Genomic DNA, 15,814 nt, shown 5'->3' on the forward strand with positions numbered 1-15,814 from the left:
ATGGCTCCCACTGACGTGACCGCGACGAAACAGCGAATCCTCGACGCTGCGCAAGAAGAATTCGGCACCTACGGGCTTGCCGGTGCGCGCATCGATCGGATTGCGAAGAACGGAAACGCCAGTAAGGAGCGCCTCTACGCCTATTTCGGTGACAAGGTCGCGTTGTTCCACGCGGTGCTCGACGTCGACTTCGAGCAGGCGATGGAATCCGTCGAGTTCACCGGTGAAGACATGCCCGCGCATGCCGTCGAACTGTTCGACGCAATGCTCGGCAAACCACAGATTCAACGGATGATGATCTGGGGTCAATTGCAGGGTGAGGCACCACGGATGAAGAAGCTGGCCGAGGAACATTCCAGCTGGGTTCCGCGAATGGCCACGATCCGCAAGGCTCAAGAAGACGGCCTCATCTCGAAGCACTGGGACCCCCAGGACCTGATCACGATGCTGTTCGGCCTCGTGTTCGGCTGGGTGGTGGCCCCCGGTGTGGCCGACAACCAGAACGTCGACGCCGACGAGATCGCGCGCCGCCGTGAAGTGGTGCGCGAGGCCGTCACTCGAATCTGCAAGCCGTGACTGTCAGCGAGAGAGGTACGCGGCCCAACCGCCGTAGTCGGTGATGTCAGCTGCGCCGTTTACGGCGTCATGAGTGCAGCTGAAACCGACTGTCGTTCTGCCGTCGGATAACTCGACGCTCGTGAGCGCCATCGGTGCAGGCAAGGCGGCGAGGAACGTTCCCAGCCCGGCCGGTGAGATTCGGAAGATCTCGCCGACGACCGGTGCGCCGAGTCCAGGGCCACGGCGTACCAGGCCGGGCTTCGGTGGCGTCGTGTCGAGAGCGAAGAGCCGGTAGGCATCCGAGGTCGTGACGGTTTCGACGTACCGCGCGCCGAGGTCGACCAACTGTGTGTTGAGGGGTTGCCCGCGCAGGTGAGCGCCGAATACTGCTAGGTCGATTCCGGTATCGACGAGGGTGGGTGAAGGCGCACCGCCGAGTCGCGCAGCGAGGTCGATGGCGATCTGGTCGTCGAAAGCGGGTACGACGAACATGACGCCGAACGGGTGATCTTCGGCAGTGCGGTGTCCGGGCGCCGCGACGGCCGCCATGTCGAGCAGGTTGCAGAAGTTGGTGAAAGTTCCCATCCGGCGGTTGATTCCGAACGGATCCTCGGTCACGGCGGCAATCGTCGGGTGTTCGGTGGTGGTGGGAAGCAGTAGGGCGTCGAACCCGGCGAGGAGTTCCCGGGCGGCAGCCTTGGCGCGGGTGAGAGCATCGAGATCGTCGACTAGCTGGTATCCGGTGGGGTGCTTCGCACCGAGCACGATGTCGGACACCGCGGGATCTGCTCCGGCAGGACGAGTTTCGAGGAACTCGCCGGCAGCGGCGTACCGCTGCGCCACCACGGCGCCGTCGTAGAGCAATCGGGCCGCGTCGAGCAGTCCGGATATGTCGACGGTCTCGGTCTCGGCGCCGCCGGCTACCAGAGCTGTCACAGTGTCCTGAAATGCTGCTGTATACGACGGGCTCAGTTGAGCGAGATCCTCGATTCGGGGGACGGCGACGCGGGGATTCGGCGCCGCCGCGAGACGAACGTCGGAAGGCCAGACGCGGCTGCGGGGATCCCGAGGTTCGTGGCCGATCATGATTGCCGCTGCCGCGGTTGCCGATTCGAGGTCGTCGGCAAATACCGTCAGAGCGTCGTAGTCCACGCAGGCGGGCACTACTCCGTGGGCGGGGATGACGCCGAGCGAGAGCTTGAGTCCGTAGATCCCGTGGAACGCTGCCGGCACCCGGCCCGAACCGGCAGTGTCGGTGCCGATTCCGATGTCTGCAATTCCCAGCGCGACAGCGACGGCGGATCCGGAGCTACTACCGCCCGAGATCAACTCTTCGTCCCAGGCGCAGCGAACGGCTCCGTACGGACTGCGCGTTCCGACCAGTCCGGTGGCGAACTGGTCCAGATTGGTCTTCCCCAGAACAACAGCCCCGTGCTCGATCAACCGCGCAACGGCACTGGCGGTTTCGTCCGGCGAATACGCGAATTCGGGGCACGCCGCTGTGGTCGGCAGACCGGCGACGTCGACGTTGTCCTTGACGGCGACCAGACGCCCAGCCAGAGGAAGATGCTCGCCCGTGGCGATTCTGGCTTCGACCGAAGCGGCATCGGCAAGCACATCTTCCTTGCGGCGCAACGTGATCCAGACTTCGGGGCGATCTACTTCCTCGATCCGCTGGAATGCCTGCTCGACCCGGGCTGTCGGGGTGAAAACTTCTGCTGCGATGGTCATGGTGTGTACTGCTCCGATCAGTCCGTGATGTTGGCGAGTGAGAGCGCGGTGATCGCGCGGGTCACCCGGTCGAGGACGACGTCGAGAGACTCGCCGATGTGCTGGTGCAAAAGCGTGCGGGCCTCGGGCAGATTGCCGGCACGTAGTTCTTCGAGGATTTGAATGTGCTCCGCGATCGAGGTGTCGATGCGGCCGTTGACCATGAAGTCGTACATCCGAACGTGCCGGATACGGGAATTCACCGACAGCAGCGACGCGACCAGTTCATTGTTTCCCGACGCCCTCAGTACGGCGACGTGGAATTCCTCGTCCAGTTCGACGAACCCCGGTTCCTGAGCGGGCGGATCGAGAGCCAGGGCACGCCACCGCACCAATTCGTCGTCGAGGATTGTTCGGTCGTGCCGGATCGTCGGATCTGCGATCGCCCGGGTAATTCCTTGTAGTTCCAGAGTGATTCGGAGTTCATACAGATCTCGGATCCGCGGGATACTCGGGCGCACGGCGGAGAACCCGTACTCTTCCCGGCGCAGGAGTCCATCGGCGCACAGCATCGTCAACGCTTCCCGTACTGGTGTGCGAGAAATGCCGAAACGCGTGGAGAGTTTCGGTTCCGTCAGGCGCTGATCGAACCCGATAGTCCCGTTGACCAGTTCGGTGCGTAGTTCCCGGTAGACCACCTCACGCAGTGGCTCCGGCGCCGTATTCATCCCTGTCGACATACCTGTATACGCTATTGATCAGGTGTTTCGTCCAGATGTCTTCGGGTTAGAGCTGAGTTACGGCCGCCGCGGAACTTCAGGAGAAGTCGCGCTGAACCCGCAAGGTTCCGATCGTGGTGGCCAGGCCGTCGTACTGAGTGACCAACAAGGTGAATTCGATCAACCGACGATCGTCGAGATGCTGCGAGAGCGTTCCCCACGTGTCGTCGGTGACGTCCTTGGTGGTGACCAACTCGTCGACCGCAGTCAAGATCGCACGGTGACGCGGACTCAACTCGGAAGCGCCAGGGCCCTCGATGATTCGGGCCAGTTCTTCTGCGTCGATTCCGGCTTTGCGGCCGAGCCTGATGTGGTGATCCATCTCGTAACCGCAGTCCCGCAGGTGCGCGACCCGCAGGATGATCAGTTCGGTGTCGTGGCGAGAGATCTTGCCGCCGGGCATGAGTGAGCCGGAGTAGTGCAGCCAACCGCGGAAGAGTCCACCCGTGCGCCCCAAGGTGCTGAACAGATGCGCATCGGGTGCTCCGGCAGCCTTCGACAGGACACGCCAGATTCCCCAGTTGATCGGACCGAGGTCCTTGAATCGGCCGGGCGGGATGCGGGGGTTCATGCGACTCCACGGATGTGAGAGGGACGGAGGTCTATAGCTCGTTGCGCGATGTGGCGAACCGCGGCGCTGCGGCGGGGCGCGTGTACGCGTGACTTCCGGCCGACGATACCGCGTTCGAACGCGTCGACGGCGTCAGCGACGGTCGTGGTGCCGGCGCTGGCGAGGGTTCCGCGTGCTCCGTCGAACGACAGTGCGGTGGTATCGGTGTCGATGTCGCCGATATACGCGACGCCCACCTTGGTGCCGAGGTGTTTCATTTCCAAGCGCAACGCGTCACCCAAGGCTTCGACGCCGGCGCGCGAAGCACCGAACGGTCCGCGAAACGGATGCTTGGCGGCGCCGTGAGCCGAGGCGACCACCAGGGCGTAACCGTTTTCGTGACTGATGTGCGGACCGGCTGCGCGCAGGGTGTAGTACGTGCCCATGAGGTTGACTTCGACGGCGCGGCGCATGTCCGCAGGGTCGCCGCCGAGGATCGACGAGTTCGCCTCGACCCCGGCATTGGCGACGACGACGTCGATGCCTCCCAGCTTCTCAGCGATGTAGTCGACGCCGCGAGATACCTGCTCGAGGTCGGCGACATCGCACAACTGCCAGGGCGCGCGGCCGCAGGAAGTAGCGACTTGCTCGAGAAGTTCCGGCTCGAGGCCGAGCAGTCCCACGGACGCACCACGGTCGTACAGGCGTCTGGCCAGCGAAGAACCGATATTGCGGGCAGCGCCGGTGATCAGGATGCGCCGACCCGTCAGGTCGTCCGCACTACTCTTGGCCGATTCGGCCTTGCCCGCCTCGCTCTTGCCCATTGCTGTGTCCCTACGCAGTGACCTTCTGGTCCTCCGACGCTAACACCGCCGGGTAGCTGCGACTGCAAGTACCGCCAACTCCGTCCGAACGGGTGTTCAGACCGATGCGGCTTCGAGACGCGGATGTGACGAGGAAGCCTGGGTCGACCGCAATCGACGGAATCGGACCACGGCAACGACGGCGGCAACAGCGGCGAGGATCACCAACGGCAGCGACGGACCCATCGTGGGTTCGATGACAACCAGTAGCACCGGCAGTCCGAATCCGAGATAGGTGCCGACGTAGAAGATCCCGGTCAGGGCGCCCCGCGAGGCGGGGGGAGCCAGCGACTCGAGGTCGAGCAGTCCCTCGCGTAGACACAGTCCGTAGGCCGTACCGAGGACGAGCGCGCAGACGATGAACAACCCGAGCGCGGGGTGCGCGCCGCCGACGGCGACCAGGCAGTATCCGAGCGCCGCCAGTGCGGCGCCGACCGTGCCGGCCTGAGGACCCCAATTGCGATGGCGCGCAGCGGTTTGAACCAGGATTCCAGCACCCAGAGTCAGCGCCGCCGCGAAACCCGGAAGGAGAGGACCTGAGTAGCGGTCCCCGAGCCTGGCCGTCATGGTCACGAAAGAGACTGTTGCGCTGGCGAACACCCACGGCGCCAACGGAAGTGCCCAGAGCAGCGCATTTGCGACGGAGCGCTCCGCGCCGTCTGGGACGGGTGTGATGGTCGCGGCTTCTACGGAAACAGGTGTACGACTCCACACAGCTGCCGCGGTAACCGAACCCACCGACAAGAAGGCCGAGACGACAAAGGGCGTAGCGAGTGGGAAGGCGGCAAATTGTGCCAACAGACCCGAAAACAGTGGTCCCAGTGCGAAACCCGAGGTGAGTACTACGCCCGCCATCACGGTTCCGGACTTGCCGCGAAGGTCAGCCGCCCACGCGGTACCGGCGCCGATTGCCAGACCGGCACCGATACCGACAACGAGGCGCCCGACCATGAGCCCGGGCGCGTCGTGCCAGAGAAGAAGAATCAAGGTTCCGAGCGAGGCTATGAGCGCTCCGGGCAGGACGACTACAGCTCGGCCGACGCGATCCGACAGTGCTCCACCGGTCAACAGGCCGGGTAGAAGTCCGAGCGCGTAGATACCGAAAACACCGTCGAGCACGGTATGCGAAAGGCCCTCGTCCACCCGGAGAACCGGGATGAGCGCAGCAAAGTGGTTGGCGGCCCAACCCGTCGAAAGTAGAACTGCCAGTACCGAGATGAACCCGCGACGGGATGGATCGCCCATACCGGCAGCTTAGGCGGGTACCAGATCGCTCACGTCGGCGAGGAGTTCGAACGTGCGCAACCAAGCCTCGCGGTTGGTGCCGGTCGACACCGTGATCAGCTCGTCGGCCTGTGCATGCTCGGTGAACTCGTCGAGGTAGGCGCGGACCTCCGTGGGCGTGCCGATGGCGCTGTACTTGGTCATCTGCAGAACCTGCTGACCCGCGGGGGAGTCGAGCAGCATGTCCGCTTCGTCGTCCGTGAACTTGCGTCCGCGTCCGAGAAGAAGGCTGACGCGCGAACGCTTGGCCGCGAGGAAGTCCTGCTGAGCCTGCTCATGGGTGTCGGCGGCGATGACGTTGACGCCCGCGATGACGTACGGCTCCGCCAACTGCTCCGACGGCTTGAACTCGCGTCGATAGATCGCGACGGCGTCGCGCAGGGCGTTGGGGGCGAAGTGCGAGGCAACTGCATACGGCAGGCCGAGCATCGCGGCGAGCTTGGCTCCGAACAGTGACGATCCGAGAATGTAGAGCGGAACGTGAGTGCCCTTACCGGGAACGGCATTGATTCCGGGGACGCGCGAAGTGTCGCCGAGGTAGCCCTGAAGCTCGAGTACGTCCTGCGGGAAGCTGTCCGAAGAACTCGGGTCGCGTCGCAAAGCCTGCATGGTCTTCTGATCACTACCGGGCGCGCGACCGAGACCGAGATCGATGCGACCCGGGTGCAGAGTCTCGAGGGTGCCGAACTGCTCGGCGATCGTCAGCGGCGCGTGGTTGGGCAGCATGATTCCACCGGCGCCGAGGCGGATTTTGCTGGTGTGCGCGGCGACGTGGCTGATCAGAACGCTGGTGGCCGAAGACGCGATGGAACCCATGTTGTGGTGCTCGGCATACCAGATTCGCTTGTAACCCCACTCCTCGGCACGCTGCGCCAAGGTCACGCTGGCGTCGAAGCTGTCTTTGGCGGTTTCGTTGTCGCCGATGTGGGCGAGATCGAGGATGGAAAGTGGGACGGCCATGAATGTGGTGCCTTTCTCAGCGAATAGAACGCAAACGTCGTTGGAAGGTGCAACCATCTGGCCGGCTTTCCTATTTCCGCCTGGTCAGCGCCCACGGATGGTGGCGAGGCGGACAAGGCGTGAAGTTCTTGTCTCGATTTCGGTCATTTCGGATATTTCGGATGAAATTGGGGGCTAGATTTCCCGAATCGGAGGTTCTTTCGCATTCCAAGTGAATCGAGACCAGCATGGCCACTGATCGGAAGGCTGTAAACAAGCGCAAAGTACGTGCATTACTTGCCGGAGGACTTGTCCTCGGTATCGGCGCCGCTGTCACCTTGGCGGCGTGGACAGACAACGTTTTCGGCGACGCGCAGTTCAAGACGGGAAGTTGGAATCTCCAGGGCAGCTTCGACGGACTGACGACCTGGGGTGAGTATCAAGTGGACGCTTCCGCCGGCCACTTCCAATTCAGCACGGGATTCGACGCACTCTCACCCGGAACGACGGTATACGCGCCGGTAGCGCTTCGGATCGGTCCCACGGCCAGCACTTCCGGCGCGACGGTACAACTACTCGGTGCAACGGGCGGTGATACCGACCTCAAACCCGCCCTGCGGTACTCGGTGTATCGAGGTGTCCCCTCCACGACCTGCACGGCAGCGGGAATTGGAGCAGGAACAGCATGGGTAGGCACGACAGCCAGTCCGGTGGCCTTGACGGCAGGTTCGGGTTCGGACGTCACCTTGCTAGGCACGGGCGTGCCGGTCGAACTGTGCTTCGCGGTCACGCTGCCTGCCGGAGTCGACCCTTCGATCGTGTCGGGCAAGAACACCGGGCGCTTGCTCTGGCAGTTCACCGGCCAGTCCACCCCCTGACGCCTGCGTGGTCACACGGCGAATGCGTCAGGTGTACGCACTGGCGGCCTCGGGACTCGTCCTGGGTATCGGTGCAACCACCGTGGCGGCCAGTTGGGTGGACAGCACGATGGGCGATGCATCGTTTCGCACCGGAACATTCGGAATCGAGTCGAACGTCGGCGGCGGATGGTCGTCGCATTCATCCAGTGCCCCTGGCGTTTTCACGTACACGCCCTCGGCGCTCCTGATTCGCCCCGGTGCGTTCTCGTATGGCCCGATATCTCTTCGAACAGTGCCGGTCTCGCCGGCAGCATCCGTCACTCTGCAGGCGGCCACGGTTGCCGGCGACTCAACTCTGGCGTCGGCGCTGCGGTATCGGGTGGTCAAGTCGACGACCTGTGATGCGTCGGCCTTCTCCACGGGAACACCACAATTCGTGGTGGGAAGTGCGACGGTGTTTCCGTCGCTCTCAACTGGTTCCGCAGTCGGGGCCATCGCGCTACCCACCGGTGGAGCGTCCCCGGGCGCCGCGGTGGCGCTGTGCTTCGAGATTTCGCTGCCCGCAACCTCGGCTAATTGGAGCAACTCGGCGCTGACCGGTAAAACGGCAACTCCCACTTGGCAGTTCAGTGCAACACCCTGAAGGAGCTGCAATGCCAACACATGCCCGGGCAACACATGCCCGGACGAAGAAGCGTTCGGTCCCCACGATCATCGGGGACTGCATCCTTCAGGTTCTCGCTGCCGGTGGGGTCATCTGTATCGCTTTGGTGATCTGTGCCTTCGTTTTCGACATCACACTGATCATGTTCAAGACCGGATCGATGTCGCCGACCATTCCAACCGGATCTCTGGCAGTTGTGCGGGAAGTACCGGCAGATTCCGTCGAGGTGGGCGACGTCGTCACCGTCGATCGGGGAGTGTCCGAACTGCCGGTGACCCACCGGGTCGTCTCCGCTCGTACCCAGGACAACGGCATCACGATTCTCGATCTCAAGGGTGATGCCAACGCTTCGGCTGATCCCGCGGTATACGAGGTCACCACGGTCCGAAAGGTGCTCTGGCACGTTCCGGGATTGGCGCGGGTGATCGTCTACTTCTCGAATCCTCTTGTTCTGGGGGCGATCACGCTGACCATGGCCGCTTTGGTGGTCGCGGTATTCTGGCCGCGCAATACCGATGACGACGATGATGCCGACTCGGCCGACCCGAAAACCGAACCCATTCAGGTTCTTCTACCGCCAGACGGCGGTAGACAATGAAGCGTCGCCACCTGTTTTCAGTCATCGTATTGGCAGTTGCGGTTGTTCTGGGCTCTGGTTTCTCGTCTCACCCACTCCTCGGAGAGACAGAAGCGGCGTGGACAGACTCCGAGTACGTTACCGGCCCGATTTCCACCGGTTCATGGACGACGAGTGGGTACGGCAGAGGCGCCGGCGGGCTCGGGTTGTCCAGTGGCGGAATCGTGATAGATTTTTTCGGCAGTTCGATGTTCGAAGGTGTCTCACAACAGAACACGATTGGAAAGGACCTGGACACAACCAATCTGGTGGTTGCAAAGCTACTGGGCGTCAACTCGTTGTCCCGGACCGGATCGATCTCGTCGTGCGCTGCCTACTCGGTCGGGCAGCCAGCGAGCGGCCGCTGCCAGTCGGCAATTGTTTCGGATACCGATGCGACGTCGACACTCACCTCGATGACCGTGACAGTGAACTTGCTGTCTCTACTGGGGGTTGATCTGGTCAGTGCGCCGATAGTCACTGTGGCATCGCCGATTACGGCAGGGGCTGCGTGCGATACCTCGAACAGGGCATCGGTATCGGCGAGTAGCCCCACGAATCAGGTGACGGTGGGATCTCGCGTCCTCACGATTCCACAGCCTGCCGAGAACGCATCGGTGACGGTAACAGGGGCGGACGCCACTGTGAACGCCGCTGGCTTGGCGACGATTCAATACACGAACATCAAGCTCGTGAGCACGCGAACGTCCACGGCAACAACGGCGCAATCGACGCTGAGCGTGAGTCTTTCGATGGCAGCTTTTGCGATTCTGGGGGCGCAGATACTGGGCACCACAAACGTGACATTCAATCTTGTAACGGCCCAATGCGGAATTGGCAGCGCGACATACCCGGTCACGCCGCTGAGCCTCCCAACCGGATTTGCTGCGCGTGCGGTCAGCCCGACGTCTACTTCGGTGAGCGAACCCCCGTCATCGACGACTTCTTCGACCACGGCAGCTGAGACCACGGCAGCTGAGAACACGGCAGGGATGACGACCACCGCGTCTGTGCCGACACCGACAGCAACCCCGACATCGACAGCAACCCCGACATCGACAGCAACCCCGACAACGACAGCAACCCCGACAACGACAGCCGCACCAACTACGAGCACACCGGCTCCGGCAGATCCAATCGGGACAGCGATCCACGGCCCTGCCGATTCGAGCATCTCCGCCTTCACCACGGATACCGGGCTCTCCTGCGAGGTTGCTCCTGACGCGGACTACACGAGCGAAGTTGCAGTCGAATGCTCGGACGGCACAACGGGTACGGTCCCCGGTTCTGAACTCGGCCCGCAGCCAACCGTAGCGGGGGAGTATCTGCTGGTCCCCCTGACGAGAGACCACGTCACCGAAGTCGTCACCCTGAAGTCAGCGACACGACGCTGATCAGTTACGCACGGCATTGGCCATGGCGGCCAACGAGAGGGCCTGACGAGCACGGTCGAGGACAACCGCACGAGAGATGTCGATGTGCGACACCAGTGCCTCGTGCGCTTGCGGAATCTTGCCGTCCAGAACCAGCTCGACGACGGCGATATGTTCCTCCACGGTGGCCTTCATACGGTCGGGAGTCAGGTAGTCGAACATCCGCACGGGGCGCAGCTTCGAGTTGACGGCCTGCAAGGCGTCGACCAACGCATGGTTTCCGGACGAGGCGAGGAGCGCGATGTGGAACTCCTCGTCGAGCGTCACGAAACCGGCGTCCGGTACCGGCATCTGTTTGAGAAATGCGTACCACTTGTCGAGTTCGGAACCGAGCGCGTCTCGATCATGAGCGGGGGCCTCACCGTCGAGTACCCGCCGAAGTCCGTGTACCTCGAGGAGTATGCGCAGCTCGTAGAGGCCACCCAACTCGTCGAGGTGCGGTCGGTACGGAAAGAGGCCGTGTTCGTCGCGCTCGACCAGCCCGTCGGATTCCAACTTCGCGAGCGCTTCGCGCACCGGTGTTCGCGAGACACCGTAGAGATGAGCCAACCGTTCTTCGCCGAGTCGTTCGGATGGCGCGATCTGACCCGACATCAGATCGTTTCGGATCGACCGGTAAACCTGTTCGCGCAGCGGCGGCCGCACACTCATGTCAGATTGCCATCGCTCGACGAACCGCCTCGGTGGACGTGGTGCCGCCCTCACCGGTCGAGGTCACATGTCCGGCCGCGAGAATGCTGTAATGCTGAGCAGATTGGAGCGCGAAACCGATGTGCTGCTCGACGAGGAGGACACCGAGATCGCCGCGTTCGGTGAGTTCCATGACTGTTCTTTCGATTTCGGCGACCACGTTGGGCTGAATGCCCTCGGTCGGTTCGTCGAGGATGAGGATCTTGGGCTCGGTGATCAGGGCGCGAGCGATGGCAAGCTGTTGTCGCTGCCCACCGGAGAGAAGTCCCGCGCGACGGTCGAGGAGCGTGGTGAGTGCGGGAAACAGATCCAATGCCTCTGCGATGAGTGCCTTTCCGCGTTTGCGCCCGTCGGCGACCACCCGAAGATTCTCGGCAGTTGTCAGTTGTCCGAACGACTGCTGGCCCTGGGGTACGTAGGCAAGTCCGCGAGCGACGCGGGCGCTCGGCCGTAGACCGGTGATGTCCTCACCGTTCAGAAGTACCTTTCCCCGTGTAGGTTTGATCAGACCGACGGCGGCGCGCAGCAAGGTGGTTTTACCCGCACCGTTGTGACCCATGACTGCCGCAACTCCGTCGCTGGGAACCAGCAGGGATACGCCGTGGATCACTTCGGTGCGTCCGTAGCCGGCGCGGATGTCGACGAGCTCGAGCATGATTCAGTCCTCCGGGGTCGGTTCGGTGTCGGCGCCGAGATCGGTTCCGGCAGCGGCTGTGCCGAGGTAGACCTCTTGCACCTTGGGGTCGGCTTGGACCTCCGCCACAGTTCCTTCGGCAAGCACTTTCCCAGCGGCGAGCACTGTGACGGACGTGGCGAAGGATCGCATGAAGTCCATGTCGTGCTCGACTACGACGACGGTTCGCGCACCGCCGATGCGCCGCAGAAGGTTCCCGGTCTCCTCGCGCTCCTCGAGGCTCATGCCTGCGACGGGCTCGTCGAGCAGGAGCACGGAACAGTTCTGTACCAACAACATTCCGATTTCGAGCCACTGCTTCTGTCCGTGCGCCAGAATGCCTGCGGCGGTGTCCCTGAGGTGCTCCAACCCGGTTGTCTCCAGCGCCTCTTCGATCTCGGGAAGCACACCTTTGCGTTTTCTGAGCAGGTTCCACGGTGATCGGCCGGCTCCGGCCGCGATGTCGAGATTCTGCAGCACCGAGAGCTCTTCGAAGACGCTTGCCGTCTGGAAGGTTCGCCCGACGCCGAGGCGGGCGATCTTGTGAACCTTCTTGCCGAGCAGTTGCTCGCCGGACTTCGTGATGGAACCCGTCGCGGGAACGAGTCCGGTGATGGCGTCGACCAACGTTGTCTTTCCAGCCCCGTTCGGGCCGATGAGAAACCTCAGGTCGCCCTGCATGAGGGTCAAGTCGACGCCGTCGACGGCCTTGAAACCGTCGAAGCTGACCGAAAGATTTCGTACTTCGAGGTACTCGGACGACATTCCGGCGTTGCCACCCAGTGCCGGTGTGGGTTCGCTGGTGGCGGTTGTGTTGGTCATGACGACACCTCCACTGGTTCGGGTTGGGAGACCTTGACCGGCGGGTCGGCCGGGGTCTCACGCTTCTTGCGGTGGCGCATCAGGGCGAACAATCCGGCCACACCTGCCGGGAAGAATCCGACCACGACGATGAACATCAACCCTTGTGCGTAGATCCATCCCGAAGGGAGTTTCTCCGAGAATGTCGACTGCGCCCACGCGACGCCGATCGCACCGAGTACCGGACCCAGAAGCGTTGCGCGGCCACCGATCGCGACCCCGATGAGAAAGGCGATTGACGGAACGATCCCGACGTCGGAGGGGGAGATGATGCCCACGATCGGAACGAACAGCGCACCGGCGATACCGGCGAGGAACGCCGCGGTCACGTAGGCGACCAGTTTGATGTTCGCCGGATCGTATCCGAGGAAACGTACGCGCTCCTCTTGATCGCGGACGGCGACGAGGAGTTCGCCGTATCGGGAGTTCATCAGCTGGCGAATCAGAGCGACCGATGCGAGAAGAACTCCGGCGGCGATGAAGAACAACATCTGCTTGTTCGCCGGATCGTTGAGGTTGAAACCGAAGAACGTGCGAAAGCGGTTGAGGCCGTTGCTGCCACCGATCGACTGCTGGCCGATCAAGAGGATCGCGAAAGCCGCGGCGAGTGCCTGCGAGAGGATCGCGAAGTACGCGCCCTTGACTCTCCGCTTGAACACACCGAGTCCGAGGAGAAAGGCAACAGCGGCCGGCAGGAAAAGGATGGCGAAGATCGCCACGAATGGCGAGGCGAACGGTTGCCAGTATCCCGGCAGTTCGGTCTTGCCGGCGATGGACATGAAGTCCGGGACCGCGTCGCCTTTGAGTTCGGCATCGGCGATCTTGAGGTGCATCGCCATCACGTATGCGCCGATTCCGAAGAAGACGCCCTGGCCGAGCGTGAGCATTCCGCCTCTGCCCCAAGCCAAGCCGATGCCGACAGCGACTATGGCGAAGCACAGGAATTTGGCCAACAGTGACAGCCTGAAGTCCGAGAGCACAGCCGGGGCGATGGCGAACAGCACGATCGCGGCAAGTGCAAAACCGCCCCACACCCGAATTCGGGAATTGTTCAGGATGCTCATACGAGGCTCCTCGTCTTGACTGCGAACAGGCCCTGCGGCCGAACTTGAAGGAAGACGACGATGATGACGAACACGATCACCTTCGCGATCGACGCTGTCGTCGAGTACTCGATGAACGAGTTCAAGATGCCGAGGGCGAAGGCTGCGATCACGGCTCCCTTCATCTGACCGAGACCGCCGACGACAACAACCAGGAAGGCGTCGATCAGATAGGACTGGCCGATGGTCGGGCTGGTGGAACCGATGAGCGTCAACGCGACACCCGCGACGCCGGCGAGCCCGGAACCGAGGAAGAAGGTCGTGATGTCCGTACGACGAGAGGAGATTCCGCTCGTCTCGGCCAGATCGCGATTCTGGACGACGGCCCGGATGCGTCTACCCATCGACGACTGCTTCAGTGCGACCGAAAGTGCGATCACCGCTGCGATCGCCAACACCAGAATGAAGATGCGGGTTTTCGGCACCACGGCGCCGAAAATATCGACCCCGCCCGAAAGCCAGCTCGGCGCCGAAACATTGACTGCCGGCGCGCCGAAGATGTCGCGCGCCAACTGCTGAAGGATCAATCCGACGCCGAATGTCACCAACAGCGTGTCGAGGGGTCGGTGGTACATCCGCGATACCAGGACCACTTCGAGCACGACACCCATCAGTCCGCCGACGACGAAACCGACGAGCAGAGAAATGATCAACGATCCCGTTGCATTCGAGATCACCTGCTGCACTACGTATGCGGTGTACGAGCCGGCCATGATGAACTCGCCGTGTGCCATGTTGATGACACCCATCTGCCCGAACGTGAGAGACAACCCCAACGCTGCCAACAGGAGAATCGATCCGATACTCAAACCCGTGAACAACTGCCCGATCACAACATCCATGACAGACGCTCCACCTCTCTACTCGTCGATTCCGTCAATTCCGCCTTTTGTCGATCAGCTACCGAGCCCCTCAGCCCAGGGGTAGTTCTTCAGGTACGGATCCGGCTCGATCGGCTGTCCCGAATCCCAGACCGTGTAGATCAGTCCGTCGGAACGGATTTCGCCGATCCGGGCAGTCTTGGTGATGTGGTGGTTGTCGCCGTCGATGGTGACGAGTCCTTCGGGCGCCTGGAAGGTCACACCGTCGGCGTTGTCCTGAATATCCTTGACCGCAAACGAGTTGGCCTTCTCGACGGTGTTCTTCCAGAGATAGACGGAGGTGTATGCCGCTTCCATCGGATCGGACGTGGGCTTGTCCTGGCCGAACTTTGCCTTGTACGCCGCGACGAACTTCTTGTTCTCGGGGGAGTCGATGGTCTGGTAGTAGTTCCACGCCGTCAGCTGGCCTTCCACGTTCTGGACTCCGATACCACCGACCTCTTCCTCCGCAATGGAGACGGAGACGACGGGCATGTCGGCGGGCTTCAGGCCGACATTTGAGTATTCACGGAAGAACGCAACGTTGGAATCGCCGTTGAGTGTGTTGAACACGGCATCGGCGTCGGCTGTGCGGACCTTGTTCACGATGGTGGAGAAGTCGGTCGAACCCAGAGGCGTGTAATCCTCGCCCTTGATCTCGATGCCGTTCGCTGCCGCGTACGCCTTGATGATGCGGTTGGCGGTCTGAGGGAACACGTAGTCGCTGCCGACCAGATACAGCGACTTGACGCCCTTCTCCTTCAGGTAATCCAGAGCCGGGATGATCTGCTGGTTGGTCGTTGCGCCCGTATAGAAGATGTTCTTCGAATCTTCCAGTCCCTCGTACTGGACCGGGTAGTAGAGCAAAGAGTTGTTGTCCTCGAACACGGGCAGCATGGCCTTGCGGCTCGAGGAGGTCCAGCCACCGAAAACTGCTGCGACGCAATCGCTGCTGATCAGTTTCTCGGCCTTCTCGGCGAACACTGTCGGCTCCGACGCGCCGTCCTCTGCGACGATCTGGATCTTCTTACCCAGTACACCGCCGGAATCGTTGATCTCCTGCACCGCCAACGAGATGGAGTCGCGGACCGTCACTTCACTGATGGCCATGGTGCCCGAGAGTGAATTCAGGGAACCGACCTTGATCGTGTCCCCCGAGGTGTCGACGCACGACGTAGCCGTCGAATCTCCCGATGCGGTGTCTGTTGCCTTGCTTCCGCAGCCGGTGAGAACCAAGCCCAGCGCGGCGAGAGCGGCCGGCGCGGCAAGGGTGCGCTTCGAGAAGGTTCGCATGTACGGGCCTTTCGTGTCGATGGCTCTGGCAGACAATGGCTCTGACAGATCTGTATCCGGAGTGCGTATACAACGCTG

Annotated in this window: 18 protein-coding genes; 4 read left to right on the plus strand and 14 right to left on the minus strand. The window is 62.4% G+C overall.

Features of this window, described 5'->3' with window-relative positions; all coding sequences use genetic code 11:
• A complete protein-coding gene (locus AC1Q61_RS17825) occupies positions 1 to 576 on the plus strand; it encodes a TetR family transcriptional regulator (RefSeq protein ID WP_003941498.1) in 576 nt (191 codons plus the stop codon).
• A gap of 3 nt (positions 577 to 579) precedes the next feature.
• Here the strand turns inward: AC1Q61_RS17825 and atzF are convergent, their stop codons facing one another.
• The 6 genes from atzF to AC1Q61_RS17855 all read right to left on the minus strand — a co-directional run bounded on the left by atzF (position 580) and on the right by AC1Q61_RS17855 (position 6,704).
• Entirely contained in the window at positions 580 to 2,289 is a 1,710-nt protein-coding gene (atzF, locus tag AC1Q61_RS17830) for an allophanate hydrolase (protein ID WP_230359614.1), read from the minus strand.
• A gap of 17 nt (positions 2,290 to 2,306) precedes the next feature.
• Complete coding sequence (locus AC1Q61_RS17835) at positions 2,307 to 3,008, minus strand: GntR family transcriptional regulator (RefSeq protein WP_051649638.1); 702 nt, start codon at positions 3,006 to 3,008, stop codon at positions 2,307 to 2,309.
• 76 nt (positions 3,009 to 3,084) lie between these two features.
• Positions 3,085 to 3,618 carry a carboxymuconolactone decarboxylase family protein gene (locus AC1Q61_RS17840; protein ID WP_003941526.1) on the minus strand — a complete coding sequence of 178 codons (534 nt, stop codon included), beginning with the start codon at positions 3,616 to 3,618 and terminating at the stop codon, positions 3,085 to 3,087.
• Entirely contained in the window at positions 3,615 to 4,421 is an 807-nt protein-coding gene (locus tag AC1Q61_RS17845; RefSeq protein ID WP_042923321.1) for an SDR family NAD(P)-dependent oxidoreductase, read from the minus strand. The genes AC1Q61_RS17840 and AC1Q61_RS17845 overlap by 4 nt, the downstream gene beginning before the upstream one ends.
• 96 nt (positions 4,422 to 4,517) lie before the next feature.
• Entirely contained in the window at positions 4,518 to 5,705 is a 1,188-nt protein-coding gene (locus tag AC1Q61_RS17850; protein ID WP_042923318.1) for an MFS transporter, read from the minus strand.
• Between the two features lie 9 nt (positions 5,706 to 5,714).
• Entirely contained in the window at positions 5,715 to 6,704 is a 990-nt protein-coding gene (locus AC1Q61_RS17855) for an LLM class flavin-dependent oxidoreductase (protein WP_215515728.1), read from the minus strand.
• A gap of 227 nt (positions 6,705 to 6,931) precedes the next feature.
• Between AC1Q61_RS17855 and AC1Q61_RS17860 the strand changes: the two genes are divergently transcribed.
• The 3 genes from AC1Q61_RS17860 to AC1Q61_RS17870 are packed head-to-tail and all read left to right on the plus strand — an operon-like array spanning position 6,932 to position 8,805.
• Positions 6,932 to 7,561 carry a SipW-dependent-type signal peptide-containing protein gene (locus AC1Q61_RS17860; RefSeq protein ID WP_007735401.1) on the plus strand — a complete coding sequence of 210 codons (630 nt, stop codon included), beginning with the start codon at positions 6,932 to 6,934 and terminating at the stop codon, positions 7,559 to 7,561.
• A 7-nt stretch (positions 7,562 to 7,568) separates the two neighbouring features.
• Positions 7,569 to 8,186, plus strand: coding sequence for a hypothetical protein (locus tag AC1Q61_RS17865; protein WP_230359616.1), 618 nt, complete (start codon positions 7,569 to 7,571; stop codon positions 8,184 to 8,186).
• 10 nt (positions 8,187 to 8,196) lie between these two features.
• On the plus strand, positions 8,197 to 8,805 hold the full coding sequence (locus tag AC1Q61_RS17870; protein ID WP_042923316.1) for a signal peptidase I: 609 nt from the start codon (positions 8,197 to 8,199) through the stop codon (positions 8,803 to 8,805).
• Between the two features lie 352 nt (positions 8,806 to 9,157).
• Here AC1Q61_RS17870 and AC1Q61_RS17875 read toward each other — a convergent pair whose 3' ends face one another.
• The 8 genes from AC1Q61_RS17875 to urtA all read right to left on the minus strand — a co-directional run bounded on the left by AC1Q61_RS17875 (position 9,158) and on the right by urtA (position 15,736).
• Positions 9,158 to 9,379 carry a hypothetical protein gene (locus tag AC1Q61_RS17875; protein WP_042923314.1) on the minus strand — a complete coding sequence of 74 codons (222 nt, stop codon included), beginning with the start codon at positions 9,377 to 9,379 and terminating at the stop codon, positions 9,158 to 9,160.
• A 114-nt stretch (positions 9,380 to 9,493) separates the two neighbouring features.
• Positions 9,494 to 10,012, minus strand: coding sequence for a hypothetical protein (locus tag AC1Q61_RS17880; protein WP_058227459.1), 519 nt, complete (start codon positions 10,010 to 10,012; stop codon positions 9,494 to 9,496).
• 205 nt (positions 10,013 to 10,217) lie between these two features.
• Complete coding sequence (locus AC1Q61_RS17885) at positions 10,218 to 10,907, minus strand: GntR family transcriptional regulator (RefSeq protein ID WP_042923309.1); 690 nt, start codon at positions 10,905 to 10,907, stop codon at positions 10,218 to 10,220.
• A 1-nt stretch (position 10,908) separates the two neighbouring features.
• Positions 10,909 to 11,601, minus strand: a complete 693-nt coding sequence (gene urtE, locus AC1Q61_RS17890) for an urea ABC transporter ATP-binding subunit UrtE (RefSeq protein ID WP_003941544.1) — start codon at positions 11,599 to 11,601, stop codon at positions 10,909 to 10,911.
• A gap of 3 nt (positions 11,602 to 11,604) precedes the next feature.
• Entirely contained in the window at positions 11,605 to 12,441 is an 837-nt protein-coding gene (gene urtD / locus AC1Q61_RS17895; protein WP_003941545.1) for an urea ABC transporter ATP-binding protein UrtD, read from the minus strand.
• Positions 12,438 to 13,544, minus strand: a complete 1,107-nt coding sequence (gene urtC, locus AC1Q61_RS17900) for an urea ABC transporter permease subunit UrtC (protein ID WP_042923307.1) — start codon at positions 13,542 to 13,544, stop codon at positions 12,438 to 12,440. The genes urtD and urtC overlap by 4 nt, the downstream gene beginning before the upstream one ends.
• Complete coding sequence (gene urtB, locus AC1Q61_RS17905) at positions 13,541 to 14,425, minus strand: urea ABC transporter permease subunit UrtB (protein WP_003941514.1); 885 nt, start codon at positions 14,423 to 14,425, stop codon at positions 13,541 to 13,543. The genes urtC and urtB overlap by 4 nt, the downstream gene beginning before the upstream one ends.
• A 54-nt stretch (positions 14,426 to 14,479) precedes the next feature.
• Positions 14,480 to 15,736, minus strand: coding sequence for an urea ABC transporter substrate-binding protein (urtA, locus tag AC1Q61_RS17910; RefSeq protein ID WP_007735391.1), 1,257 nt, complete (start codon positions 15,734 to 15,736; stop codon positions 14,480 to 14,482).
• Positions 15,737 to 15,814: the final 78 nt, after the last annotated feature.

The organism is Rhodococcus sp. MPR-R1B (genome assembly GCF_058793255.1).

Coding starts and splice junctions, on each gene's coding strand:
- AC1Q61_RS17825 (WP_003941498.1), top strand. CDS start 1: ATGGCTCCCACTGACGTGACCGCGACGAAACAGCGAATCCTCGACGCT.
- atzF (WP_230359614.1), bottom strand. CDS start 2,289: ATGACCATCGCAGCAGAAGTTTTCACCCCGACAGCCCGGGTCGAGCAG.
- AC1Q61_RS17835 (WP_051649638.1), bottom strand. CDS start 3,008: ATGTCGACAGGGATGAATACGGCGCCGGAGCCACTGCGTGAGGTGGTC.
- AC1Q61_RS17840 (WP_003941526.1), bottom strand. CDS start 3,618: ATGAACCCCCGCATCCCGCCCGGCCGATTCAAGGACCTCGGTCCGATC.
- AC1Q61_RS17845 (WP_042923321.1), bottom strand. CDS start 4,421: ATGGGCAAGAGCGAGGCGGGCAAGGCCGAATCGGCCAAGAGTAGTGCG.
- AC1Q61_RS17850 (WP_042923318.1), bottom strand. CDS start 5,705: ATGGGCGATCCATCCCGTCGCGGGTTCATCTCGGTACTGGCAGTTCTA.
- AC1Q61_RS17855 (WP_215515728.1), bottom strand. CDS start 6,704: ATGGCCGTCCCACTTTCCATCCTCGATCTCGCCCACATCGGCGACAAC.
- AC1Q61_RS17860 (WP_007735401.1), top strand. CDS start 6,932: ATGGCCACTGATCGGAAGGCTGTAAACAAGCGCAAAGTACGTGCATTA.
- AC1Q61_RS17870 (WP_042923316.1), top strand. CDS start 8,197: ATGCCAACACATGCCCGGGCAACACATGCCCGGACGAAGAAGCGTTCG.
- AC1Q61_RS17885 (WP_042923309.1), bottom strand. CDS start 10,907: ATGAGTGTGCGGCCGCCGCTGCGCGAACAGGTTTACCGGTCGATCCGA.
- urtE (WP_003941544.1), bottom strand. CDS start 11,601: ATGCTCGAGCTCGTCGACATCCGCGCCGGCTACGGACGCACCGAAGTG.
- urtD (WP_003941545.1), bottom strand. CDS start 12,441: ATGACCAACACAACCGCCACCAGCGAACCCACACCGGCACTGGGTGGC.
- urtC (WP_042923307.1), bottom strand. CDS start 13,544: ATGAGCATCCTGAACAATTCCCGAATTCGGGTGTGGGGCGGTTTTGCA.
- urtB (WP_003941514.1), bottom strand. CDS start 14,425: ATGGATGTTGTGATCGGGCAGTTGTTCACGGGTTTGAGTATCGGATCG.
- urtA (WP_007735391.1), bottom strand. CDS start 15,736: ATGCGAACCTTCTCGAAGCGCACCCTTGCCGCGCCGGCCGCTCTCGCC.